Source organism: Nocardioides sp. S5-5 (genome assembly GCF_054954065.1).
Genome location: NZ_CP199913.1, coordinates 3,212,028 through 3,234,796, shown reverse-complemented (window position 1 = coordinate 3,234,796; position 22,769 = coordinate 3,212,028). Strand labels below are relative to the sequence as shown.

The following is a 22,769-nucleotide window of genomic DNA, read 5'->3' as shown; positions in this document are numbered from 1 at the left end:
CGAGTTCGCAGGTGAGCACCTTCACCAAGTGCGTGACGCCGGTCAGCGGTTGTGTCCCTCAGATGTCGTAGTAGTGACTGGATGACCACCGCTGACCTGCGGAAACGTCGCTGTCCGGGTCGCTGGGTACGCTCTGGGTACGCTCGGGGAACACGGGATCAGAGCCTCTCGCGGTTCGCGAGGACGGTTGTTGTGACATCGTCGAGGCTGATCCGGATGCCGTGGATGAGTGCCTGGGCAGCGTCGAACCCAGTGCGGATCGCCTCGCGGACATCGGAGTGTGGGTCGAAGGCGGGGCTGTCGGCGTACCCGCCGTCGGGGCGTGGACTCCAGGAGAAGCCTGCTTCGTCGCTGTGGGCGTTGATGTCCTCGACCAGCTCATCGAACCCGTCCGTGCCGAGTGCATCGAGTGCCTCGATGACGGATGCGGTGTTGAGGAGTCGGTCGAGGTCGTAGAAGTGCCGGCCGTGCTTGAGCAGTGTGGCGGTGTCGCCACGGGCGGCTGCATCGTGCACGGCGGCGATCTTCTCCAGCAGGGTCCGTTCCGGCGCGAGCACGTTGACGCTGAAGGATGCGAACTCTTCCCAGGTGTCCTCGGTCTCGCCGAGCTCGGCGATGGCGTAGTCGGCGACCATCGACCGGTAGGAGTGTGGTCCGGCGGGGTAGGTGCCGCCCCGGCTGCCGAGTTCGAGGAGCACGCCTTCCTTGAGTCCTGCGTCGTACTCGGTCACGGGGTAGTGATAGGTGGTGTACCGCTTCACGCCAGTCGTCGACGCACCGACGCTGACGTCCTTCTTGGTCAGTCCCAGGTGGCGGGTCACGTCGGTGTCGACCTGCTTGAGCACCTTGTGGCGGGCGTTGGTCGCGGCGCCTTCGGGGAATACCGCGAGCAGGTCGACGTCCTCGGAGAAGCGGTCCACGATCCCGAAGACCCGGCTGAGGCTGGTGCCGCCCTTGAACAAGAACGTGACCGGCGCGGTCGAGCCGTCGGGCACCGCGACCACGCGGTCGACGGTGGCGGCGCGGAGCACCTCGGTGACCCAGAAGTCCTTCTCGACGTACGGCGCAGGCAGCCCGCGAGCCGTAGCCGTCCGGGCGACCAGAGCATCGAGGTCGTCGAGGTTGCGACGCAGCTGCTCGCTCACGCCGAGACCGCCAAGGCCGCATCGAGCCGGGCGAAGTTGTCGCGCACTGCCCGGTTGTACTCACCGGGCACAGCCTCACGCAGACGCTCGACGCTGACCTCAGCAGTGCGCAGAGAAGCGCGGACCTTGGCGACGAGCGTGTCCCAACCTGCCTCGACATAGACCTCGGGGGAGCGCAGCAGCTCCAGCAGCCCGATCTCCTTCTCATTGAGATCCGTGCGGGCGAGGTTCTTGCGGTCGTGCTGGACCACACCCTCGATCGGGTCGACCGTGCGCAGCGTCGCCACATGCCAGGCAGGTGGAATCTGCGTGGTCACACCCCACGCGCGCGCCGCGGAGTAGCCGGCCGGACCGACCCCACGTGAGCCGAGCACTGCGCGCGCGACCTCCTCGGGCCGTGGTGCGACCACGCCGTAGCGGGTACGACGCCCCCGGTAGTAGAGCCCCCGACGCACCGGCAGGAGCAAGCCGTCCTTGACTGCACGAGAGGCCGCCTTCCGGGCAGCGGTCGAGGAGCCGGGGAGCCTGTCCACATGGACGAAGGACTTCTCCGGCGTCTCTCGGATCACCGCGGCGGGCGACAACGTCGTCATGTCACGAAAGTATACCGGGAACGTGACATAGGGAGAAGTGAGAGCAGTCATTCGGGGTCCTCGACGGCATCGCCCGCAGCCGTTTGCTCGTCATCGGAGCCGACGGCGTATTCCTCGTCGTCCTCGTCGACGTCTTCCTCGGTCTCGGAGTGGGTGCCGAAGACCGCGTCGATGGCCCGCTTGGTGCGTTCGGAACTGCCTTCCATCAGGTGCGTGTAGGTCCGCAGGGTGAAGCCGGGGTCGGCGTGACCGAGGTACTCGCTGACGGCCTTGATCGTCTCGCCCTCGTGCAGGGCGGTACTGGCGAAGAAATGCCGCAGGGCGTGACAGCCGTTCTCCCGCAGGTCGGGGATCTTGGCGCGAACCAGCGCTGGCCTCCACAGGTAGGTGTTGAAGTAGTTGCGGTTGAGCGCCTTCTTCTCGCGCGTGGTCAGCAGCAGGGACGCCGTCGTGTCCTTCCCGTCTGGGACCATCCAGGGCAACGTCACGTCCAGTGGCGGGTACTGCGTCATGTGGCGAGTGACAGCCTCCAGGACGCCGCCGGGCAGTGGCACCTTGCGGGTCTTTCGTCCCTTCGGCAGTCCGAAGACGAGTACGTTCCCGCCGAATACCTTCACCTGACGGCGGACATGGACCTCTCCGCGGTCCAGATCGAGGTCGTCGGGGGAGAGGGCGAAGATCTCGCCCTGCCGCAATCCGAGGCCCGCGCCGAGCACGACCACGAGCGAGTAGCGGTCGGGCAGCTCGTCGCGCATCGCAAGCACGCGCTGCTGGGTCCACGGCACGAGCTTCTTCGGGTCCGACCTCGGCTTGCGAACCGACGGGGCCTTGCACGGGTTCTTCGCCAGCAACCCATCGTCGACGGCCGCGGTGAAGACCGTCGCGACGTTGGCGAAGACAACCTTGCGGTACGTCGGCGCCAGCTCAGTCAGACCGCGGAGCCAACCCTGAATCGTCGAGGGCTGGACGTCGCTGAGGAGCCGATGCCCCAGCGTCGGGAAGGCGTGCAGCCGCAGCCGGAGCTCGACGGCAACGCGGGTGGTCTCCTCGAACGTTTGGGCTGCTAGCCACTTGCCCGCGTACTCCTCGAACAGCACCTTGCCCGCGTCAGGGTCGAGATAGTTCCCCCGGACGATGTCGGCGGACACGGTGAAGGCGAACCGGTCGGCATCGACCTTGCGCGGGAACGACTTCGCGCGCGCCTTGCCGTCCGGCTCGCGCCAGCGCACACGCCAGGTCGTCTGGGTCTTGCCCTTGGCGGTGGTCCGCTCTCGCTTCTCAACCCACGCCATGACTCACCGCCGCGTTGTCGCTCAGCCACTGGCGGACGTCCGACGGGTCGTAGCGCAGGAAGCGTCCGACGCGGAAGGCGACAGGGCCGGTGCCCTTGTGCCGCCACTGGTAGAGCGTGTTGACGGGTACGCCGAGGTAGTCGGCGACCTCCTCAACACTCAGGAGCTTCTCCATGTTGTCTCCTCGGTTGGGACCGCGGGGTTCGCGATGCCGGGTGGGTGGGGGATCAGATCGACGGGACATCTGGTGGTGCTCCTCTCGGTGGTGGTCGGTGGTCGAGCGCGGCCTCGAAGTCGAGGCGGTTCTGCTCGGCACCTTTCCGCGCCTTCCGCTCGATGGGTGTGGGCCGCAAGTCGTGGCGCACGGTGTCGAGCAGCTCGATCTGCACGGGGCCGGTGACGGGCCGCCATTCGCGGCGCGGGGCCTGGACCATTTCGCCGTTGTTGTTCTCGATGGCGGCGATGCGGACGCGATGGAAGTAGAGACGTTCCTTGATGCCGAGTTCGATGGCGGTGCAGACTCGTTCGTCGATGCTGGCGCTGATCCGTTCTAGTCGTCGGAGTTGCCCGGCATCGGTCAGGGCGTCGGCGGGGAGTTTCTGCATCCGTGCTGCTGCGATGGCGCCTTGACCGGCCGCGGGTCCGCCTTTGCCGTAGAGCCCACCGATGTCGCGGGTCTGGTGGACAAGCCGGCCGTAGGTCTCGGCACGTCGCTCCCAGCGACCTGCGAGTTCGGGGTTGCTGTCCCCGAGTCGTCGGGCGGCTTCGAGGGAGACGATGCGTTGCGAATCGAGGATGACGCGCAGGCTTTGGGCGTTGGGGAACTTGATCAGGTGGACCAGCAGGTTGTGTTGGGCTTGCAGCACGCCGTCGATGCCCGGCAGGCCGGGACCGTCGATGACCCGTGCGGGTGGTCGCCAGCCGCGCCGGTCGACGGAGTAGTCCGTGGTGCCGTAGCCGGAGTACGCCGCGGCGACCTCGGCCGCACGCCCGAGACGTCCGGGGTCTTTCAGGTGGTGCCAGCCGGGGATGTTGGCGTAGCGCCGGTCGAGCCCGACCAGCGCTCGAGCGATCTCCGCGGCGTCGTGGATCACGGTGAGACATTGGGCTTCGGACAGTCGCCCATACCCGACGCCAGCGTCGAAGTCGTGCTCGCCGAGCGTGCAGGCGCGGGCGGCTTCCCGCCACCGGTCGACCAGCTCAAACCGGTGCCCGGTCACCAGTTCCTCCAACGTCGGCAACCCAGCCGGGTCCGCGTTGATCGTCGACGCGAGGCGGTAGCGCAGTTCTTCTGCCGGGCCACGTGTGCGGCTGCTGCTGCTGCCTTCGAGATTGATCCGCGGGTTCGCGGCCTGCATGGCCTGGTGGCACCAGACCAGTACGGCGTGGCGGTAGCGGGCGATCTGCTCACCGATCTCCTTGCGTTCGGCGACGGTGGTGGTCTCCGGGACGGTGTGCAGCCCGGCTCCGCCGATGCGGTGTTGGATGCGGTGCTGGGTGAGCAGTTCGCGCAGCGAATCCCGTAGCAGCCGGGTGTTTTCGCCGTACATCACGGCGCATCCAGTTCACGGGCGGCGTAGAGCATGTCCAGGACGAGCTCGACGGTCAGGCCGTCGATCCCGTGGTCGACGAGGTCTTCGATCGCCGACTCGGCGACACCGAACAGGACTTCGCGGCCGGTGACCGGCACCGGGTTGATGGCGGGGATGAGGTCACCGTGGATGAAGTCGATCTGGAGCAGGACGCGGTCGTACTCGATCGAGGCGTCGATGCTGACGGCGTTGTCGGCGAGGGCGGCGACGTACGAGCGTGCCTCGGCGAGGGTGGCGGCGTGGGCGAGCAACATGAACGAGTCCTTTCGATGCGGGTGGCTGCGGTGTTTCACCGTGGCGCCGGAGTCGACCGGCCCGGGCTTCGAGACCGGTGGGGTGTGGACAACTCGCCGCGATAGGCGGGTCGTGCACCGACGGCGCCGGTGTCAGGCGCTGGGGTCAGGCGACGGCGTGGACGCCTTCTTCGATGGCGCGTCGGGCTGCGACGTCGTCGCGGACGAAGAGGTAGAAGTCCGCCTTGCGGTCCAGGATCTCGACCTCGGGAGCGCCTTCGATGGGGTCTTCGCCCGGCCATGCGGTCTGTCTCGTGGGCCGATCGCGGTCCAGTCGTGTCCCGGACAGAGACACCCATTCGCGGAGCCGGTTCTTGGCGTCGTGGAAGTCCCGCAGCCACCCGATCGGCCCTGAGGGTGTGCCGTCGGGGTCGTAGGCGTTGAGCCAGTGGGTGTGCAGGGCTGAGAGTTCCCAGACCAGTTCGTCGTGGCGGTGCCACAGCGGCGGTACGACGGCGGGCGGCAGCCCGTAGGTGTGGCGGAGCCAGTCGACCCAGTCGTCGAGGTCGAGCCACTCGACCAGCGCTTCGTCAGCGGTGAGCAGGTTCCAGTTGATCGGGCGAAGCGGCCGCTCACCGAAGTCAGCTAGGGCGTGTCTCCTAAGTCGCGAGCCAGATGGTGATGGCACGTAAGACGACCGCTCCTCGGTAGACCGTGGCGAGTTTGTCGTAGCGGGTCGCGATCCCGCGCCACTGCTTGTGGTCGTTGAAGGAGCGCTCGATGACGTTGCGGCCCTTGTAGGCCTTGGCATCGAACGCAGGTGGTCGGCCGCCAGCCGATCCGCGCTTCTTGCGATGGCCGATCTGGTCGGAGGGCTGCGGAATCACGGCCTTGATCCCACGTGCGCGCAGGTCGGCACGGATCGCTCGGGAGGAGTAGGCCTTGTCGCCGAGCACCGCGTCAGGCCTGGTGCGGGGACGGCCGCGCCCGAGCCGCTTGATCGCGAGCTGTGCCAACAACGGCTTCAGCATCGGCGAGTCACCGGCCTGCCCGGGCGTGAGCGCGATGACGAGCGGGCGGCCGCGGCCATCAACGAGTTGGTGAATCTTGGTCGACAACCCGCCGCGGGAGCGACCAAGTGCATGATCTGGCGGCTCCTCGCGCGGATTCTTGTAGTTCGAATCAGCCCCCTGTGTCGCGCTTGGTCCGGCGACCAGCCGGCTCCTCGACGCGACGCAGGGTGGTGGCGTGCTGGTGGGCTCGATTGATGGTGGAGTCGACGCTGACCATCCAGTCGATGTCGCCGGCGGCGTCGGCCTCGGCGAGGAGGCGGGCGTGGATCTTGTCCCAGGTCCCGTCGGTCGAGAACCGCTTGTGGCGCTTCCACACCGTCTGCCACGGCCCGAACGAGCCGGGTAGGTCGCGCCACGCGATCCCGGTGCGGAATCGGTAGATCACGCCCTCGACGACCTGTCGGTGATCACGAAACGGCCGGGACTTCACGCCATCGGAGGACGGCATGAACGGCGCTATCCGCTCCCACTGAGCGTCGGTCAGGACCCGTTCGCGAGACATGCCCGCATCAAAACAGCCCTACGGGCCTGAACTTAGGAGACACGCCCTAGGTCGGCGTAGTCGGCGGTCCCGAACATGTCGCCGGGATCACTACGTCCGTCGTACTCGCCGTGCCGGCGGGAGTCGTGCTCGACCGGGCCGCCTGGCTCGATGTCCACCAGTGCGGGCTGGTCGCCTCTCTCGACGCTGGTCCTCATCGCACGGACCCGGTCAGAGGCCGACGACTGGTGCCGGGTCCTTGACCACCGTCAGTTCGCCGGTCGGCGGGTCGGGCTGGGGGATCGGGGTGCGGTCCACGACGTACCGGGTGCGGGCGCAGTCGTGTCCGATGCGGCGGGCGACGAACTGCTCACGGATACGGCTGGGGCTGCCGGGCCGGTCTTGTTCGTACTCGTGGATGTAGCCCGAGGCGACGATCTGGTCGCCGCGCTTGAGCCGGGCGTAGGCCCGCTCGGCGGCACGGTCGAACAGCACCAGGTCGCAGAAGACCGGGTCGAGGTCGGTGAACGACCCATCGGCCTCCTTGCGGTGCTGCTCGATACCGACCCGGCAGTAGAACCTCGCGTGGCCCTTGCCGGTGAAGTTCAACTCCGGCGCGGTCGCGACGAACCCGTGAAGACTCATCTGGGTGGGGATCGTCATGATCTGACTCCTGACGTCGGGCGGCGCCCGAGTGGCGGCCGCTCTCAGGAGTCAGGTGTGACGGCCACTTCGCTGCTCCGAAGGGTATGGCGCAACGAGACTGTCGGCGGGTCGTGCGAATGTTGTTGTGTGATCGAGCGCGGAATCGACTTTGAGCGTCTCCGATGGATGCGATGCGGATCGTGCTGTCCGTGGCCATGAAAAAGTCCCCACTGGTGGCCAGGTCAAGGTCCCCACTGGTGGCCAGATAGAAGTCCCCACCCTTCGCGTGTCGTAGCCGACGTGAGGGCCCTGCGTGGTGACGGTGGCGGTGCCAACCAGTCACCGAGCACCACGCAGGGGCTTCCATTGAAGAACGCGAAGGAACGAATGGACGTGATTGCCGCCTACCGAGACGTAGGCACCTACCGGGGAGCCGCAGAGATCTGCGGCACGACCCATAAGACGGTGAAGCGGATCATCACCGCGCACGAGCTGGCCAGCCAGGGTGGGAGTCCGCAGGTGCGGGCGCCGCGAGCCAGGAACTACGACGGGGTCGCCGACCTGGTCGCGGAGAGTGTGAAGAAGACCGCGGGGAAGATCAGCGCGAAGCGGCTACTGCCGGCGGCGCGCGCTGCCGGCTATGCGGGGTCGGACCGCAACTTCCGGCGGCTGGTCGCCCAGGCCAAGAGCGAGTGGCGACGGGGTCATGCCCGTGCCGGTGGCCGGCGTCCGGCGGTGTGGTCGCCGGGTGAGGTCCTCGCGATCGACTGGGGCGAGGAGATCATCGGCGGGCGGAAGGTCCACGTGTTCTGTGCTGTGCTGGCGTGGTCACGGTTCCGGTTCGTCCGGTTCGCCGCCGATGAGCAGCAGGCCACGACGCTGGGGATGTTGGCGGAGTGCTTCGAGGTTCTCGGCGGGGTCCCGAAGGTCGTGCTGGCCGACCGGATGGGGTGCCTGAAGGGAGGGGTGGTCGCGAACGTCGTCGTGCCTGCACCGGACTACGTCCGGTTCGCGACCCACTACCGGTTCCGGCCCGACTTCTGTCATGGCGCGGACCCGGAGTCCAAGGGCATCGTGGAGAACCTGGTCGGCTACGCCAAGGACGACCTGCTGGTCCCGCTCGAGCTCGACCCTGTTCTTGGCGAGGACCCGTGGGCTGAGGGCATCGCGGGGCTCAACGCCCGCGCCGTGGCGTGGTGTGAGGAGGTGAATGGTCGTTGCCATAGCGAGATCCACGCGATCCCGGCCGAGCGGCTCGACACGGAGCGGGAGCTGCTCGGTGAGTTGCCGTCGCTGCGGCTGGAGGTCGGTTCGAAGCCGATCACCCGCAAGGTCGACAAGCTGTCCTGCATCCGGTTCGCCTCAGCGCGCTACTCGGTCCCGAACCGGCTGATCGGGGCCACGGTCACGGTGCTGGTCGACGAGCGGGACCGGGTGCTGCGAGTGGTCGAGCCGGTCACCGGCGAGGTCCACGCCGAACACCAGTTGGTGGCGCCGGGCGAGACCTCGGTCGTCGATGCCCACTACGACCGGCCACGCCCGGACACTCCGCGTCGCGGAGCACGCCCCAAGACGGTAGTCGAGCGGGAGTTCCTGGAGTTGGGGCCAGTCGCCGAGGCGTTCCTGACCGGCGCCGCGGCCGCGGGTGTGACCAAGCTGGGCAGCGAGATCGCCGAGATCCTCACCCTGGCCGCCGCCCATGGCACCGAACCACTGCTGGCCGCACTCGAACGGGCGGTCGCGTTCGGGCGGTGGCGTTCGGGCGGTGGCGTGCCGACGACGTCCGTTCGATCCTGGCCACCAACGGCCACGCACCCCGGCCGACCGCCGCGGGGCAGGCGCTGGTGATGACCCTGCCCACGGTGCCCACACGGTCGCTGGACGCCTACCGGATCGACGGGACGGATGGGGGTGAGGTGTCGTGACCGCGTCGACCCCACCACCGCTGCCGACGGACCTGAACGAGGGATTGAAGCGGTTGAAGATGGCCGCGATGCGCCGGCTGGCACCCGAGCTGCTGGTCACCGCGAAGACCCAACGGTGGAAGCCCGAGGAGTTCCTCCGCACCCTCATCGAGGCCGAGATCGCCTCGCGTGAGGAGTCCAACGTCCGCACCAGGATGCGGCAAGCAGCCTTCCCTGTGAGGAAGACGCTCGAGGAGTTCGACGTCGCAGCGTCCTCGATCCCACCAGCGACGTTCGACTACCTCTCCTCGTTGGAGTGGATCCGCGCAGCCGAGAACGTGTGCATGATCGGCCCGGCCGGCACCGGGAAGTCCCACACCCTCATCGCACTCGGCATCGCCGCCGTCGAGCACGGTCATCGGGTCCGGTACTTCACCGCCGCCGAGCTCGTCGAGACCCTCTACCGCGGGCTGGCCGACAACAGCGTCGGAAAGCTCATCGAGACCCTGCTGCGCAACGACCTCGTCCTCGTCGACGAGCTCGGGTTCGCGCCCCTGGACGACACCGGCGCCCAGTTGCTGTTCCGGTTCGTCGCAGCCGCCTACGAACGCAGGTCGCTCGGCATCGCGTCCCACTGGCCCTTCGAGTCCTGGGGACGGTTCCTGCCCGAGCACACCACCGCGGTCAGCATGCTCGACCGGCTCCTGCACCACTGCCACACCGTCGTCACCGACGGCGACTCCTACCGCATGCGACAGGCCCGAGCGAAGGGAGGAACCCGACTCACGACCAGCTGAACCCCGAGCGAAGGGTGGGGACCTTTAGTTGGCCACCAGCGGGGACCTCAACTTGGCCATTGACATCGTGCCGCCACGAATGGCTCGTCACCACGGAGTGGCTCGAACGGTTCCATCGGGCCCTCGTAGGCTGCCCGAACTGTGACGCCGACTGTCAGGGCGAAGATCGTCCTGACTTCTGCGCGGACCCGGACGACCCGATGCAAGACGACGCAGTCGTGCGGAATGTCTACTGGTACCACTCATCGACTCACGAGAACTGGCCCGATCCCAACTTCAACCCAGCCGCTGACCTCACCGACGAGACGAAGCAGCGTATGGAAGCGGGAACGGGGCACGGTGCCGTTGAACGATGGGCGGCGCGTCAACAGGCAAAGGCGCTTCACATCGGGACCTACGAGGCTGCGATCGAGAGCATGCTGAGGCGGATGCGAGACCAGGCGGACTCTCAATCGCAGTTCTACCTCTATCGGGTTGAGCTTGAGCCCGACTGCGGGATTGAGCCGGGAGTGCATAAGGAGCCGACGAACTGGGTTGGAGACGCGTACCTGAGCGAGGTCTGCTCGGCCGGCGCGACAGTCTTCCGCTACGTCAACGTCCACGAGGACAAGTCCAGCGTCTCACTGGCGATTGATGTCCAAGCGATACGAGCCGTGCAGCGAATCGCAATTCCGCTGGTGATTGACCGGTCGAACGTGTGGATTGCCGAGGCCACTGAGCGGCTGCTGGTCGCGGCGTCGAAGCCTTCGCAGGAGCCGCCGCCAGGTCTCCGGCCGTGGAAGACGCGAGCCTCCTCTGCTCTCCGGGCAGAGGCCATCGCGCTTGAATCGGAGATCGCGGAGACTCTGCCCGCTGGCGTCAGAGAGAGATTCAATCTCGAACTGGACGAGGCCGCCTTCGCAGCCGCCCCAGATGCGTTTCCGTCGGCGCTGCTTGCAATGGCCAGCCTTGTGACTGAACCGCTGGCTGCGCTGCGTGAACTCGATGCGCAGCCGTGGCGACCATCTCACGCACGCGACGCTGACGACGAAGTCGCGAGTTGACGACCTGGGGGTGACGTGCCGAGCGGCCAGCCCCCGGATGTCTCTTGGGTTCGCCTGATCAACGCGGTCTCAGAGCAGTTTCGACTGCGGAGCGCTCAGCACGGAGTTGGTCGGCATTCTTGCGTGCGGTCCAGGGCCGCAGGTCGGTGACCAGCGGCGGCGAGGAGCGCAGCAGCACGAGTGCGGTGCCGAAGGGCAGGGTGCGAATCGTCTCGGGCGGCATGACGGGGACGCGGCGTACGGAGCGTTGGAGGGACCGGGACCCGTAGTCGCCGACGGAGATGGTGTCGGTCTTCTCGTCGCGTTCACCGATTAGGGCGGAGAGGTCCTGGAGGTCCTTGGCCGAGGAAGTCCCGCCGAGGACGAGCTTGACGATGCTGGCGTCCCAGATGGCACCGGCGGCGTGGTCGCCCCACTTGTCCCGGGCCTGGGACGGGGATTGGAGAACGGGCATGGTGGTGATGCCGGTGCCGCCGCCTTCGGCCATGAGGACGGGCAGTGACGGCAGGGGTGAGAGGTTCCCGATTTCGTCGAGTGCCAGCAGCAGGGGCGGGTCGAGGCGGGCGCCGGGTGAGGCGGCGGCGAGGTGTCGGGCGGTCTCGATGAGGTCTTCGATGAACGCTGCGACCAGCGACCATGAGGCGCCGGCTCCTGCGCCGGTGGCGAGGAGGTAGAGGGTCCCGTTGTTGGTGAGGAAGTCGACGGGGTCGAAGTGTTCGCCGGGCTGGGGTGAGACGGCATCCAGTACTCGGGGGTCGGCGAGACACGAGAGCGCGAGGGAGACGCCCATCCAGATGGAGTCGCGGGTGCGGGGGTCGGAGTGGATCATCGACTCCAGTGAGTCGGCCCATCCGGGTGCAGCGTTCGGGCTGCTCGACAAGATCGCGACCGCGTCGGCGGCAGCCGATGGCGAGAGGGTCCAGCCGAACAGTTCGTGGGGTGAGCGGTTGTCGAGTGCGGCGGCGTGGAGCAGGGCCTGGATCGCCGTTCTGGTCTTGCCTTCCCAGAACCCTCCGGACTCGACCCCGCCCGCCGAGAGCCCGGTCGCGGAGGCGAGACCGGTGGCCCGGATCATCGCGGTGAGCGGGTCCTCGCAACCGCGGACCGGGGACCATCGCAGCCCTGACGGAAGTCCCTCGGCCAGACGTTGGGGGTCGAAGACCGCGACGGTCCCGCGTTCTTGCCGGGCGGTGAGGGTGGCGGCGATGTTGTCGGGCCGCGTGGCAGTGGTGACGACCGCGCCGGGTGCATCGAGGATCGCGTTGATGACAACGTGGAGTCCTTTGCCGGACCGCGGGGGTCCGAGGACCAGGATCGAGTCCTCGACCGACGCCCACACTCCTTGCCCGCGGGACCGTCCGAGCAGGTAGCCCACATCCGACGGTCGAGGAGTGTCGAGTGAGGGTCGCAGGGTTCGGCCGCGGGCGAGGAGCGCCTTCTGCGACGCGACGGCGCGTACGTCGCGGGCGGTGGCCACGCCGCTGAGGTTCCTTGGGTCATGGGAGGTCTTGTGTCGCATCGAGCCGATCAGTCGGCACAGCGCCCACGCGCCGACCGCGGCCACGGCGACCATCAGAACGAGCACCGACCAGTAGACCCAGGCCGCGAGTCCGTCCGCGCCGAGCGCGGCGGCCGGGTCGCTGGGATCGCCGAGTACGCGGAACCCGGCCTCCCAACCTCCTCTCGGCTGTCCCGCCCCGGTGACCCATGCCGCTACCGTTCCCGCGACCCGCAGGAGCGCAGCGAGGCCGGCGACGGCGGCGATGAGCATGAGGCCGAGGTTGACCAGTTCGTCATCAACCCCCTGCCCGCGCGGGTTCACGCCGCGCCACCCTCGACACTGGCGCTGACATTGGCATTGACGTCGGCGTTGGTGCCGACCAGGACGGTGCCGGACTCCTTGCCCATGAACACGACCAGCCCGGGGTGGGCTTCTAGGAGCGCGGGCGGCAGCCGGAGACGCGCGGTGCCGTCGGTGCTCGCGACCTGGTGCGCGACCACAACCGCTACCGCTACCTCCTCGTTGGGGACGAATCCGTCACCGGCGACCTCACCGATCGACGTCGTCACCCCAGGGACCGGTTGCAACGCCCGTCGTACGGGCAGCCCGCGTGGTTTCGGTGGCTGCGAAGGCCCAGAGGGTGGGGGAGTGACGATGTCAGTGAAGGTGGAACTGTCGGCCTCCCTGACCTCGACCCGGACGGCGGTGCCGAGGTCGGTCGCGATGTCGTCGAACACGCGTTTGAGGTCGTCGCGGGTCAGTGACCCGTCAGCGGAGTACGGCTCGTGGTCGAGGGCGATGGTGACGAACCCGTCTTGGTCGACGTCGACCTCGACGAGCGGCATCACGATCGGGACCCGCACTCCCTGGCGGTCGTCGCGCCGGTACGACGTGGCGGTGTTGATCATGCTCATAGCCCGATCGGCTCCCTCTGTTGATTCGCGACCGACGGCACCGGCGCAGCGTCTCGACCGGCAGCGAGGGCGGCCCGGTCGAGTCCGGGCGGGTTCCCGTCACCGACTTGCGGGGTGTCGAGCGTTTCGAGGATCTCGACGGCAGTGCGACGGACGCGTTCGGCGGTGGACTGCACGACCTCGACTGGTGTCTTGCCCGGGACGCTGGAGGCCCATGAGGCGACGTACGGGATCGTGTAGTCATCGGTCGCCAGACCGTGCGCCGCGCCCACCATCAGTGCGACGCTCTCAGCCTCGACTTCGGCGATCCCGCGGTGCATGGTCGCGTCGGCGGTCGAATCGGGATGGTCGGGGCCGTGGAGCATCACATGCCCAAGTTCGTGGGCCAGAGTCTTGACCTGGGCTGCGTCGTCCATGTCCATCCGCACCGACACCTCGCGGGTCATGTAGTCGGTCAGCCCGTTCGCTCCGCCGATCGCCCGCGCGTCAGAGACCAGCCGCAGCTCGAACCCGCGGGCGGTGATCTGGTCCGCGAGCCCATCCCACAGTCCCTCGGGCGCCTGCCCCTGGAGCAGCGCCGGGCGCGGCGGCTCGGGGATAGGTTCACCGTCGGTCTGGGAGACGTCCCAGACGTAGGCCGGTTTCAGCCCGACCAGCTTGGACCGGACGGCCTCCCCGAAGCCCGGTTTCTCGCCCCGGGCGAGCCGACGCCACGAGTCCGGGGCGGCGGGGTTCGACGAGGCGAACCGGGCCGTGACGGGCGCGAGGATCGCGTACCCGGACTGGCCCTTCATCACCGAACGGTTCAAGATGAGCCACTGCCGGAAGCCGGCGACGTACGTCGGCATCGGCTCGGGCACCCGACCCTGCTGGAACGCGGCGTGGTGCTGCACTGCGATCAGCATCGTGTTCCCAAAGCTGCGCCCACGGAACTTCGCGGCGAACTCCAACGCCCGCTTCCAGTCCTCGCCGGTCACCAGCGCGTCGACCGACTCCGTCAACTTCTGCTGTAGCGCTTCGAGCTTCTCCTCGCGGGCCGCGAGGTCTCGGGTCTGCGTTCTCATCGGTCGCCTCCTGTCTCGCCTGACAGGTGTGCGACCGGTGCGCGCCCCGGGGTCTGTCACCGCCAGGGGCCGTCGTTCCAGACGTTGATGTCGCTGATCGCTGGCCGGAGTACGTCGAGGGGCAGCCAGCCTTGGCAGACGCGTTCGCGCATCCCGGTGTTGTCGAGCCAGATCACCCACGCCGTCCAGCGGCCAGACTGGCGCCGCCAGTCCAGGATCAGGCCGGCGCGGGCGGCGGATAGTTGCCGTGTCCGAAACGCACCAAGCAGTGCCGCCACCGCTTCGGTGGGGGCCAGGCGTCGTTCTTCGGCGGGTTGGCGGACACGGACTCAGTATTGACCAGTGGTTCGAACAAATGTTCGTATTGGCCGGTGGGGCAGACACAGGAGCAGCGGCGGTTCGACGCCGGGTATCAGGCAGGACGGGGGGCCTGCCTGCGCATGGGCGACGCCGCATCGGCACTGATGGTGCTGGAGGCCAAACGCGACGCCGACGCCGCGTACGTCGCCGGGTTCGAGTGGGCGATCTGGGACTTCAACGACGCCAACGGCCTTCGCAACGTCCCGATCACGCGCCGGGCATAGAAGACCCCGCCTGCGTCTCGGGTCGCCTGCGGGGTCAATGGGATGGTAGCCCGCCGGAGGCCCTCGCTGAAGTGTCGAAAAGGTCCAGCTCGGCTGGGTGGAGTTGATGTTGGACGACGAAGGACCTGTGTTTGATCCGCCACAACCCCTGACCCGTGCCGAGCGTCGGCAGCAGCGACTGCTCGGTCCCCGTCAGCCCCAGGGCGGCAGCCGTCGTGCCGAGTTGATCGGCCTCCTGCCGGTAGACCACCCGGGTCTCCGCGTTGGCCAGGAGCGAGGACGCGAGGGCGCGCATCGCGGAGCCGGAGTCGCCGACGTTGTCGAGGTCGGAGAGCTTGTGGAAGATCAGCATGTTCGCGATCCCGTAGTGGCGTGCGAGGCGCCAGTGTGCGTCCATTCGACGTAGCAACGCGGGGTGCGACATGAGCCGCCAGGCCTCGTCGTACACGACCCACCGTTGGCCGCCGGCCGGGTCGAGGAGAGCGGACTCCATCCACGCCGACGCGCACGTCATCAACACCGAGATGAGCGTCGCGTTCTCGGTAACCCGTGACAGATCGAGGGAGATCATCGGCAGAGTCGGGTCGAAACGCACCGTCGATGGCCCGCGAACAGACCCGCGAGGTCGCCAGCCACCAGACGCCGGAGCGCGTGACCGACGAGACGGCCATCCTCAGCCAGCCGGCCGTCGGTGTCAGCGGCCGGATCGGGCGCGAGGAGGCGGTCGACCACCATCGGGAATACCGGCACGTCGGCGGATCGGACAGTGTCGGTCAGGGCGACGTCAATCGCAGTGTGCTCCAACGGGGTGAGCCGGCGGTCGAGGACGGTCTCGGCCAGCGCACCGACAAGATCGCGCCGACGCGAAGTGACCTGCGCCTCCCAGTGCACGTCGTCGAGACCGGCAGGACGGAGCCCTTCGTCGAGAGGGTTGAGCCGGTTCGACATCCCGTGACCGAGCGCGATCGCCTTGCCGCCCACGGCTTCGGCGACCGCGGTGTGTTCGCCCTTCGGGTCGCCGGGGACGTAAACGCGACGGCCGAACGGGATCGAGCGGGTGTAGAGGCTCTTGGCCAGTGCGGACTTGCCTGCGCCCACGATCCCCGCGAGCACGAGGTTCGGGGCGGTGATCAGTCCGCGGGAGTAGAGCACCCACGGGTCGTAGACGAACGAGCTACCGGAGTAGAGGTCCTGGCCGACGAACACGCCGTCACTCCCCAGGCCGCCCTCCGCGAGGAACGGGTAGGCGCCCGCCAGGGTGGCTGAGGTGTCCTGATGCCGTGGCAGCCGCAGCCGTCCCGGCGTACGCAGAGTGGCCGGTCCGGGTTCGCCGGCCTTTGGCAACACGACCGTCTCGCGTCGCTCGGCGGCGAGTTCCTCGGCCTTCGCCTTCTCTGACGCTCGGCGTGTGTTGCGATCCTGCGCGAGGAGGGACCTCGCGGCAGCCTTCCGCGTCCGCCGGTCACGGCGTCGTTCACGTCGTGGCGCGACGAGGACGGTGCTGTGCAAGCGGCCCTTCTCGGGTGTGGTCACAGCGACAGTCCGTGGTCGTTCGCCGAGCCTCGGGTGACCGAGGGCTCAGGGAACTCGCGGTGGTAGGCGAGGATCGCTTCCGCTTCGTGCGCCGTGGCGATCGTGTCGGCAACCTGCCGCAACATCTCAGCGGCACGGTGCAGATCCCACGACACACGGTACGAGGCAGACCTGGCCTTGACCGACGACTCGGGCACCCAGCCGGATCGCCGGGACGACGGATTGTCGTGGAACGAGCCGATCTGATGCAGGGACTGGCTCAACGACGCCACGGCCGACGTGAGCGACCCCAGCACCGAATAGATGTCGCGCGGGTCGTCGATGGAACGGGTCGCGTGCGCCAGTGCGCGCAGCGCTGTTTGGACTTCGTCGGCGTCAACCGCCGGGTTCTCGAACGTCGGCATCGCACCTCCTTCTCGATCTGGTCGAGAAGGAGGTGTTCCGGTACGCCCTTCAGTTGGCGAAGGCCGCATCAACGTCGGACCCGCCTCCTATCCTCGGCACCATGATCCCCGAGGAGGCCACGGCATGAGTAGCAACCACACGAGCAGCGAGGCCGAGGCCGTCTACGACGCATGCGCGAGCATCCCCGAGGGCATGGTCATCGCGTATGCAGACCTGGCGCGACTGGTAGGACGTCCCAGCAGCCACGCACGCACGGTGTCGACGATCTTGGGCTACCGCCCCAATGCAGGTACGTCGCTTGACCAGCTGCCTTGGTGGCGCGTTGTGCGTTCTGACGGGTCCCTGCTCGATGCTGCACAACTCACAGGGCCGCGCGCGCAGTGGGTCAACTGGGCACTCGACCGACTTGCAGGCGAAGGCGTGCCGCTGCTCGGCGAGGGCGTCACCCGCCGCGTCGACATGGGTCGCGCGAACCGAATGCCGATCCCTGATGGAATCGCGCCGTACGTTCCGTCGGCCGGAGCGCGGACAGGCCGTGCCGCCCCGCGTGCCGCCGAGCCCTGCTGGCGACACACGACGGTGCAGTACACGTGCCGCGACTGCACTGCGTGAGCTTTCACGTGAACGGTGATTTTCCGGAGCGGCGTGGCGCCAGCAGAGACGCCGCTACACCTGTCGACAGAGCGGGACTGCCGCGACGCTGAACGCCTGGGCCTGCTGGCCCCAGAGCCGCCTCGTCTCACACGACGCTTGGATCGCCGCCTGCTCGATGTCGGCGACGGCGCGTTCCAACTCGTCGGGGTCGCCTGCGCTGATGGCGATGAGTCCGGTGGTGCGGAGGATGCCGTGGCCGGCGGTGAGGTCGGCTTCTTGTTGGAGGACGTCGCCGTATTCAGCGGACTGTTGGGCGTCCTCGATCTGTCCGATCCGTTGTCGTTGGGCGGCATCTGAGATGTACTCCGTCTTCTTCTTCCGGATGTCGCGCGCGGCCTGGTCGGTCCGCATCGGCGTGTAGAGCAGTGTGAAGGTCCGGCGCACGCCCGAGGACAGCAGCACGGGCGCGAGGAAGCCTGGGTAGACGAGGGACCGGGGCCATTCGCTGATCCAGAGCACGCAGTGGTGGGCGGAGTCCGATCGCACGCTCGACCACGTCTCCGTGACTGCGACCGGGCCGGCGGTGGCGAGGTCGCGGCCGAGGTCGCCGTGGCGTTCCAGGGCTTCGGCGACGACGGGGTCGTACGCCGAGCGGAGGATGACGGCGAGGTCGCCTGGCTCTAACCAGCCTGACGGGGCGAGGTCAGCGGCCCGCAACGCGGCAGTCATCGTCGACATCTCCTGCCGCAGCACGGCAGCAGCGCCTCGGTTGCCGCCACCGGCTGCGCGGATCGCCCGGCCAGCGGCCTTCATGTCGAGGGAGATCGAGACGGTGCTGGCATGGCGTTCGCCGGCCGGTCCGGCGCGGTTGATGAGTTCGCCGTACGTCGTCGAGGTCCATGAGTCGTCCTGGCGGCCGTGCTGGGACCACCACTCAGCGAGTCCCTTGCCGGAGTCGGGCAATGTTCGTTCCATCACCTGCAACGAGGCGATGCGCCCTGAGCGGCAGGCGGTGGCGAGCACGCGGCCCCAGCTCGTGACGCGGCGTTGCTGTTCGAGGGGGTCGAGCAGGATGAACGCTGGGTGGGTGACGCCGACGATGGCGGTCAGCGTCGACGCGTGGGGGTCGTGGACCATCACCGCACCGGACTCGGAGTCAAGCCACTGGCGAAGCCGGGCAGCATCGCCGGGCAGCGACAGGGTCCCAGCGGGGCGTGGTTTAACGATGCGGCGACGGAATACCAGTTGTCCGCCGGTCGAGCGCCATAGCCACTTGATGACTACAGGCAGCCACTCAATGATCTTGCGGCCACCGACGCCGGCGAACGCCAGCGTTGCGCAGAGCAGCAGGACCGGTGCGACGTACAGCAGCGACACACCACCGCCGAAGTAGAGCGCGAACACCAGGACGATCGCGCCGAACCCGACCACGACGAGCTGCGACCCAGACAAGCCGAGGAGGACGCCGCGGCGCGTGAGGCGGGAGAACTTCACGGGCGCAAGCTCGTAGTCGTGTCCAGTCGCTTGGGTGCTCATCGTTCAGCCCTTCTTGCCGCTGGCGGTGGCGGGAACCGAGTCCGCGACGTGCGCTGGGATCGGTGCGCCGGACGGAGCCGCCGGAGTCTGGTGAGCCGCATCGGTCTGTTGCGACGCAGCGCCGCAGACGGCTTGGCCGGTGCGGGTTCCGGCGGTCGCGGATTCCTTTGCCACGACCAGTCCGGCGGCAACGCCTCCGGCCGCCGCGCCGCCCGCGGCAGCACCGCCGCCACCCGACGATGCACCGGACGTGCCGGTCGACGTACCCGACTCAACCGCGGGCGCGGGGGGAGTCGGCGAGCCGCTCGAACCCCCCAGGCTGCCTCCGGACCCACCGTCGAGAACCTTGCTCGGCTGCGAGCCGGGCGTGCGGGTCATCGGGATCGGCACAGGCCGGTTGAGCGCCGCCTTGCCCTCCTGCTCGGCCGACATCGCGTGGTACATGTCGAAGCCCATGAAGTTGACCGCCTTGTAGGTCATGTACGGCGCGAACCCGGCCATCAGCATCAGCACGACACCAGCGATCGGCTCGGAGATGGACTTGATGTCGCTGTCGATGGGTGCGGAAACCTGCGCGGTCGCGAGTAGGAAGATCACGACCAGGACGACCTTCGAGATGATCAGCGCGATAACGAACGATGCCCACTTGCTCACCCAGCTTCGGGTGTGGTCCCAGCTCGCCCCGGCCATCGCGATGGGCGCGAAGACGATCGCGATCAGCAGCAGAGCCTTGCGAACGAGCAGGCTGATCCACACGATGCCTGCCGCGCCGATGGCCAGCCCGGCGATGAAGATCGTCAGGATCGCCCCGGCTCCCGGGGCGGCGACGTTGAGACCGACAAGGCCGGAGGTCAGTAAGGCAATCCGGTCGCCCATCTGCTCCATGTTGGTCCCGGCGGCGTTCACGATGCCGATGCAGAGTTGGTCGGTGACCTCCAGCGCGGTGGCGAGCAGGGCGAGGGCGACGAAGGAGCCGAGGATCGATTTCGCCAACCCGAGCGCCGCCCGCGACAGTGCCGTCGGTTCGCGCCGGACCATCCCGCCGATGACCTGGAGCATGAAGAAGCCGAGCATCACGAACACCGCGACGCCGAACAGGATGCTGTAGACCTTCGTGAACTGGCTGCTGGTGACGTCGACCATCGTGGTCGAGTCGAAGACCTTCCAGACCGCCTCGAACATCCAGCCCGCTGCGTGGCCCATGCCCTGGGCGAGCCAGTCGAACGGTGCCGACACGAGCGCCCCGGCCGCGTCGCCCGCGACGTCGCACACTGACGCGATGACGGGCACGTCGCAGACGTCGACCATCGTCGTACTCCTCTCGGCTCGTGTGGGTCAGACCGCTTGGCCGACGTTCCAGAAGAAGTTGACGAGCGCGACGGAAGCGCCGATGGTGATGTCCTGCGGGAGCAGCGACACGACCGAGGTGGGTAGACCGAGGTGGATCACGATTCCTCCTGAGTAAATGGGCTCTTGTGACGCATCCGTGGGTGCTTGAGCGCGCCTGAAACGTGAGCACGCCGTTCCCTGTCTAGGTTTCTGAGCTGTTGAGGAACCGAAACCAGTGAGCGGAGAACGGCGTGCAGAACGCCACCTTATGGCGCGCCCTGTTGGGGGTCGAGAAGACGGTCGTGGAGGACATCGAGTTCGACGAGGACGAAGAGCTGTTGGTGGCCCATGTGCGGCCGCGGAAGCGTGCTCGCGGTCGTTGTGGACGGTGCGGGCGACCTTCGCCTGGCTACGACGCCGGAGAAGGCCGGCGACGGTGGCGGGCACTGGACCTAGGCACGATCCAGGTCGTGCTCGAGGCGGACGCACCGCGGGTGAGGTGTCTCGAACATGGCCCGACGGTCGTCGCGGTGCCCTGGGCACGGCACGCGGCCGGCCACACAGTCGTGTTCGACGAGCAGGTGGCCTGGTTGGCCACCCAGTGCTCGAAGAGCGCGGTGGTCGAGCTGATGCGGATCGCCTGGCGCACCGTCGGCGCGATCATCACCCGGGTCTGGGCCGACGTCGAAGCCCTGCACGACCGGTTCGCGGACCTGCGACGGCTGGGGATCGATGAGATTTCGTACAAGCGCGGGCACCGATATCTGACCGTGGTCGTCGACCACGACAGTGGTCGGCTGGTGTGGGCCGCACCGGGCCGTGACAAGGCAACCCTGGAGAAGTTCTTCGACGCCCTCGGCCCCGAGCGCAGCGCCCAGATCACCCACATCTCTGCAGACGGGGCGGACTGGATCAGCACGGTGGTCGCACAGCGGTGTCCGAACGCGGTGCGCTGCGCTGATCCGTTCCACGTTGTCCGCTGGGCCACCGACGCGCTGGACGAGGTCCGCCGGCAGGCCTGGAACGAGGCCCGTGGCGCCGTCACCCAGCGCCGCGCCGGACGAGCCAGCGGCCAGGCGAAGGCACTCAAACACGCCAGGTTCGCGTTGTGGAAGAACCCCGAGAACCTCACCCTCCGGCAGCGGGCCAAGCTCGCCTGGGTCGCCAAGACCGATCCGCGCCTGCACCGCGCCTACCTGCTCAAGGAAGGCCTCCGGCTGGTGTTCCAGCTCCCGCACGACGAGGCCGAAGAGGCCCTCGACGTCTGGATCGGCTGGGCCCGTCGCTGTCGGATCTCGGCCTTCGTCGATCTGCAACGCCGGATCGTCAAGCACCGAGCCTCTATCCTCGCCGCGATCGAGCACGGCCTGTCCAATGGACGCATCGAGTCGGTAAACACCAAGATCCGACTGATCACCCGGGTCGCCTTCGGCTTCCGCTCACCCGAAGCCCTGATCGCCTTGGCCATGCTCAACCTCGGCGGCCACCCACCAGTGCTCCCCGCGCGTTGTCAACCTGTCTGGAGTCGTTCGAGTTCCTTCTTGCGTTCGTCGGGGAGGTTGATTCCGACGTAGCCGGCCGGCGCGGGCGTGCGGGGCGGCTTGTGGAAGCGTTCGGGGTGGGTGTCGTAGTAGGCCTGCTGGACACGCGCTCGTTGGGCCCAGCGGTCGCGCCAGGTGCCGTCGTGGACCTCGTCGGGAGAGAACAGCGCGATGCCGGAGTGCTTGTGGTTCGCGTTGTACCAGGGGACGTAGGTATCCATGTGGGCCCGGGCTTCGTCGAGCGTGGCGAAGGTACCCGGGTAGTTCGGGCGGTACTTCATCGTGCGGAACTCCGACTCCGAGAACGGGTTGTCGTTGGAGACCCGCGGACGGTTGTGCGTCTGGATCACGCCGAGCGGGCCGAGTAGATCGCCCAGCAGGGTCGAGCGCATCGCCGGCCCGGAATCGGCATGCACGACACCAGGCAGACCATGAGCGGTGAAGGCATCGGTGAACATCTCCACGGCCAGGTGGTCGGCCTCGCGGTCCTCAACCCGGTAGCCGACGAGCTTGCGGGAGTAGATGTCGATGATCGAGTAGGCCTTGAACGCGACCCCTCGCCATGGGGTGCGCAGGTCGGTGATGTCCCACGACCACACCTGACCGGGGCCGGTGGCTTCCAGCACTGGTGCCACCCGGGGCGTCTTCGACTGTCGCCTGCTCGGCGCGACGGGCCGCGCGGACTGGTCCGGGATCTGGGCTGCGATCCGCCACCAAGTTCGACGCGAGGCAAGCATCACTCCCTCGTCCCACGCCGTCGCGAACGCGTGGTCGACCGAGACTCCCTCTGCCCATCCGGTCGCGATCCGCGCGGTGACATCCTCACGGTCCTGCGCGCTAATCCTCGATGGGTAGGCCCGATCGGCGTGCGGGACCGGGACGGCCACGCGGGCACGTGGATGGCGTCGGTAGTGCCACGTCGAGCGTGACAGGCCCGTCAGTGCCAGCGCTTGCCGCTGTGATCCGGTCG

General features: G+C 67.9%; 24 protein-coding genes and 2 pseudogenes. 6 read left to right on the top strand and 20 right to left on the bottom strand.

What is annotated here, in order from left to right; all coding sequences use genetic code 11:
- Positions 1-158: 158 nt before the first annotated feature.
- The 10 genes and pseudogenes from ACUP6Y_RS15380 to ACUP6Y_RS15335 all read right to left on the bottom strand — a co-directional run bounded on the left by ACUP6Y_RS15380 (position 159) and on the right by ACUP6Y_RS15335 (position 7,072).
- Positions 159-1,145 carry a nucleotidyl transferase AbiEii/AbiGii toxin family protein gene (locus ACUP6Y_RS15380; protein ID WP_462551627.1) on the bottom strand — a complete coding sequence of 329 codons (987 nt, stop codon included), beginning with the start codon at positions 1,143-1,145 and terminating at the stop codon, positions 159-161.
- Positions 1,142-1,789: a hypothetical protein gene (locus ACUP6Y_RS15375; RefSeq protein WP_462551626.1), complete on the bottom strand. Its 648-nt coding sequence runs from the start codon at positions 1,787-1,789 to the stop codon at positions 1,142-1,144. Before ACUP6Y_RS15375 ends, ACUP6Y_RS15380 begins: the two co-directional genes overlap by 4 nt.
- Positions 1,786-3,030: a tyrosine-type recombinase/integrase gene (locus ACUP6Y_RS15370; protein ID WP_462551625.1), complete on the bottom strand. Its 1,245-nt coding sequence runs from the start codon at positions 3,028-3,030 to the stop codon at positions 1,786-1,788. Before ACUP6Y_RS15370 ends, ACUP6Y_RS15375 begins: the two co-directional genes overlap by 4 nt.
- Positions 3,017-3,205 (bottom strand): helix-turn-helix transcriptional regulator, encoded by a 189-nt coding sequence (locus tag ACUP6Y_RS15365; RefSeq protein WP_462551624.1) that lies wholly within the window; start codon positions 3,203-3,205, stop codon positions 3,017-3,019. The genes ACUP6Y_RS15370 and ACUP6Y_RS15365 overlap by 14 nt, the downstream gene beginning before the upstream one ends.
- Before the next feature lie 52 nt (positions 3,206-3,257).
- A complete protein-coding gene (locus ACUP6Y_RS15360; protein ID WP_462551623.1) occupies positions 3,258-4,583 on the bottom strand; it encodes a hypothetical protein in 1,326 nt (441 codons plus the stop codon).
- Entirely contained in the window at positions 4,580-4,876 is a 297-nt protein-coding gene (locus tag ACUP6Y_RS15355) for a hypothetical protein (RefSeq protein WP_462551622.1), read from the bottom strand. Before ACUP6Y_RS15355 ends, ACUP6Y_RS15360 begins: the two co-directional genes overlap by 4 nt.
- Positions 4,877-5,021: 145 nt before the next feature.
- Positions 5,022-5,543, bottom strand: coding sequence for a hypothetical protein (locus tag ACUP6Y_RS15350; protein WP_462551620.1), 522 nt, complete (start codon positions 5,541-5,543; stop codon positions 5,022-5,024).
- Positions 5,515-6,430: pseudogene (locus ACUP6Y_RS15345) on the bottom strand (IS5 family transposase). The gene ACUP6Y_RS15350 and the pseudogene ACUP6Y_RS15345 overlap by 29 nt, the downstream one beginning before the upstream one ends.
- A gap of 32 nt (positions 6,431-6,462) precedes the next feature.
- Entirely contained in the window at positions 6,463-6,588 is a 126-nt protein-coding gene (locus ACUP6Y_RS15340; protein ID WP_462551619.1) for a hypothetical protein, read from the bottom strand.
- A 52-nt stretch (positions 6,589-6,640) separates the two neighbouring features.
- Positions 6,641-7,072, bottom strand: coding sequence for a single-stranded DNA-binding protein (locus tag ACUP6Y_RS15335; RefSeq protein WP_462551618.1), 432 nt, complete (start codon positions 7,070-7,072; stop codon positions 6,641-6,643).
- A 348-nt stretch (positions 7,073-7,420) separates the two neighbouring features.
- On the opposite strand from ACUP6Y_RS15335, the pseudogene istA reads away from it, so the two are divergent.
- The 3 genes and pseudogenes from istA to ACUP6Y_RS15320 all read left to right on the top strand — a co-directional run bounded on the left by istA (position 7,421) and on the right by ACUP6Y_RS15320 (position 10,798).
- Positions 7,421-8,979, top strand: a pseudogene (istA, locus tag ACUP6Y_RS15330) (IS21 family transposase).
- Entirely contained in the window at positions 8,976-9,755 is a 780-nt protein-coding gene (istB, locus tag ACUP6Y_RS15325) for an IS21-like element helper ATPase IstB (RefSeq protein ID WP_462551617.1), read from the top strand. Before istA ends, istB begins: the two are co-directional and overlap by 4 nt.
- Before the next feature lie 200 nt (positions 9,756-9,955).
- Complete coding sequence (locus ACUP6Y_RS15320; protein ID WP_462551616.1) at positions 9,956-10,798, top strand: hypothetical protein; 843 nt, start codon at positions 9,956-9,958, stop codon at positions 10,796-10,798.
- A 58-nt stretch (positions 10,799-10,856) separates the two neighbouring features.
- Here the strand turns inward: ACUP6Y_RS15320 and ACUP6Y_RS15315 are convergent, their stop codons facing one another.
- The 4 genes from ACUP6Y_RS15315 to ACUP6Y_RS15300 form a co-directional block, all read right to left on the bottom strand.
- Complete coding sequence (locus ACUP6Y_RS15315) at positions 10,857-12,620, bottom strand: type IV secretory system conjugative DNA transfer family protein (RefSeq protein ID WP_462551615.1); 1,764 nt, start codon at positions 12,618-12,620, stop codon at positions 10,857-10,859.
- The gene (locus ACUP6Y_RS15310) at positions 12,617-13,213 is read right to left on the bottom strand and encodes a hypothetical protein (RefSeq protein WP_462551614.1); all 597 of its coding nucleotides are present in this window, start codon (positions 13,211-13,213) and stop codon (positions 12,617-12,619) included. The genes ACUP6Y_RS15315 and ACUP6Y_RS15310 overlap by 4 nt, the downstream gene beginning before the upstream one ends.
- Positions 13,210-14,190: a serine/arginine repetitive matrix protein 2 gene (locus tag ACUP6Y_RS15305; RefSeq protein WP_462551613.1), complete on the bottom strand. Its 981-nt coding sequence runs from the start codon at positions 14,188-14,190 to the stop codon at positions 13,210-13,212. Before ACUP6Y_RS15305 ends, ACUP6Y_RS15310 begins: the two co-directional genes overlap by 4 nt.
- 143 nt (positions 14,191-14,333) lie before the next feature.
- Complete coding sequence (locus ACUP6Y_RS15300) at positions 14,334-14,555, bottom strand: hypothetical protein (RefSeq protein WP_462551612.1); 222 nt, start codon at positions 14,553-14,555, stop codon at positions 14,334-14,336.
- Between the two features lie 93 nt (positions 14,556-14,648).
- Between ACUP6Y_RS15300 and ACUP6Y_RS15295 the strand changes: the two genes are divergently transcribed.
- Complete coding sequence (locus tag ACUP6Y_RS15295; protein WP_462551611.1) at positions 14,649-14,861, top strand: hypothetical protein; 213 nt, start codon at positions 14,649-14,651, stop codon at positions 14,859-14,861.
- A gap of 34 nt (positions 14,862-14,895) precedes the next feature.
- Here the strand turns inward: ACUP6Y_RS15295 and ACUP6Y_RS15290 are convergent, their stop codons facing one another.
- The 3 genes from ACUP6Y_RS15290 to ACUP6Y_RS15280 are packed head-to-tail and all read right to left on the bottom strand — an operon-like array spanning position 14,896 to position 16,798.
- Entirely contained in the window at positions 14,896-15,456 is a 561-nt protein-coding gene (locus ACUP6Y_RS15290) for a hypothetical protein (protein WP_462551610.1), read from the bottom strand.
- Complete coding sequence (locus tag ACUP6Y_RS15285) at positions 15,429-16,370, bottom strand: hypothetical protein (RefSeq protein WP_462551609.1); 942 nt, start codon at positions 16,368-16,370, stop codon at positions 15,429-15,431. Before ACUP6Y_RS15285 ends, ACUP6Y_RS15290 begins: the two co-directional genes overlap by 28 nt.
- A gap of 20 nt (positions 16,371-16,390) precedes the next feature.
- On the bottom strand, positions 16,391-16,798 hold the full coding sequence (locus ACUP6Y_RS15280) for a hypothetical protein (protein WP_462551608.1): 408 nt from the start codon (positions 16,796-16,798) through the stop codon (positions 16,391-16,393).
- Between the two features lie 124 nt (positions 16,799-16,922).
- Here ACUP6Y_RS15280 and ACUP6Y_RS15275 point away from each other — a divergent pair, with 124 nt between their 5' ends.
- Positions 16,923-17,411, top strand: coding sequence for an MGMT family protein (locus ACUP6Y_RS15275; RefSeq protein WP_462551607.1), 489 nt, complete (start codon positions 16,923-16,925; stop codon positions 17,409-17,411).
- A gap of 54 nt (positions 17,412-17,465) precedes the next feature.
- On the opposite strand, the gene ACUP6Y_RS15270 is transcribed toward ACUP6Y_RS15275, so the two are convergent.
- Together ACUP6Y_RS15270 and ACUP6Y_RS15265 are read right to left on the bottom strand one after the other, a co-directional pair.
- Complete coding sequence (locus tag ACUP6Y_RS15270) at positions 17,466-18,929, bottom strand: SCO6880 family protein (protein ID WP_462551606.1); 1,464 nt, start codon at positions 18,927-18,929, stop codon at positions 17,466-17,468.
- A gap of 3 nt (positions 18,930-18,932) precedes the next feature.
- The gene (locus ACUP6Y_RS15265) at positions 18,933-20,237 is read right to left on the bottom strand and encodes a TrbL/VirB6 family protein (RefSeq protein WP_462551605.1); all 1,305 of its coding nucleotides are present in this window, start codon (positions 20,235-20,237) and stop codon (positions 18,933-18,935) included.
- A gap of 272 nt (positions 20,238-20,509) precedes the next feature.
- Here ACUP6Y_RS15265 and ACUP6Y_RS15260 point away from each other — a divergent pair, with 272 nt between their 5' ends.
- On the top strand, positions 20,510-21,832 hold the full coding sequence (locus tag ACUP6Y_RS15260) for an ISL3 family transposase (protein WP_462551604.1): 1,323 nt from the start codon (positions 20,510-20,512) through the stop codon (positions 21,830-21,832).
- On the opposite strand, the gene ACUP6Y_RS15255 is transcribed toward ACUP6Y_RS15260, so the two are convergent.
- Positions 21,769-22,686, bottom strand: coding sequence for a transposase (locus tag ACUP6Y_RS15255; RefSeq protein WP_462551603.1), 918 nt, complete (start codon positions 22,684-22,686; stop codon positions 21,769-21,771). The two genes, ACUP6Y_RS15260 and ACUP6Y_RS15255, sit on opposite strands and share 64 nt — an antisense overlap.
- Positions 22,687-22,769 lie beyond the last annotated feature (83 nt).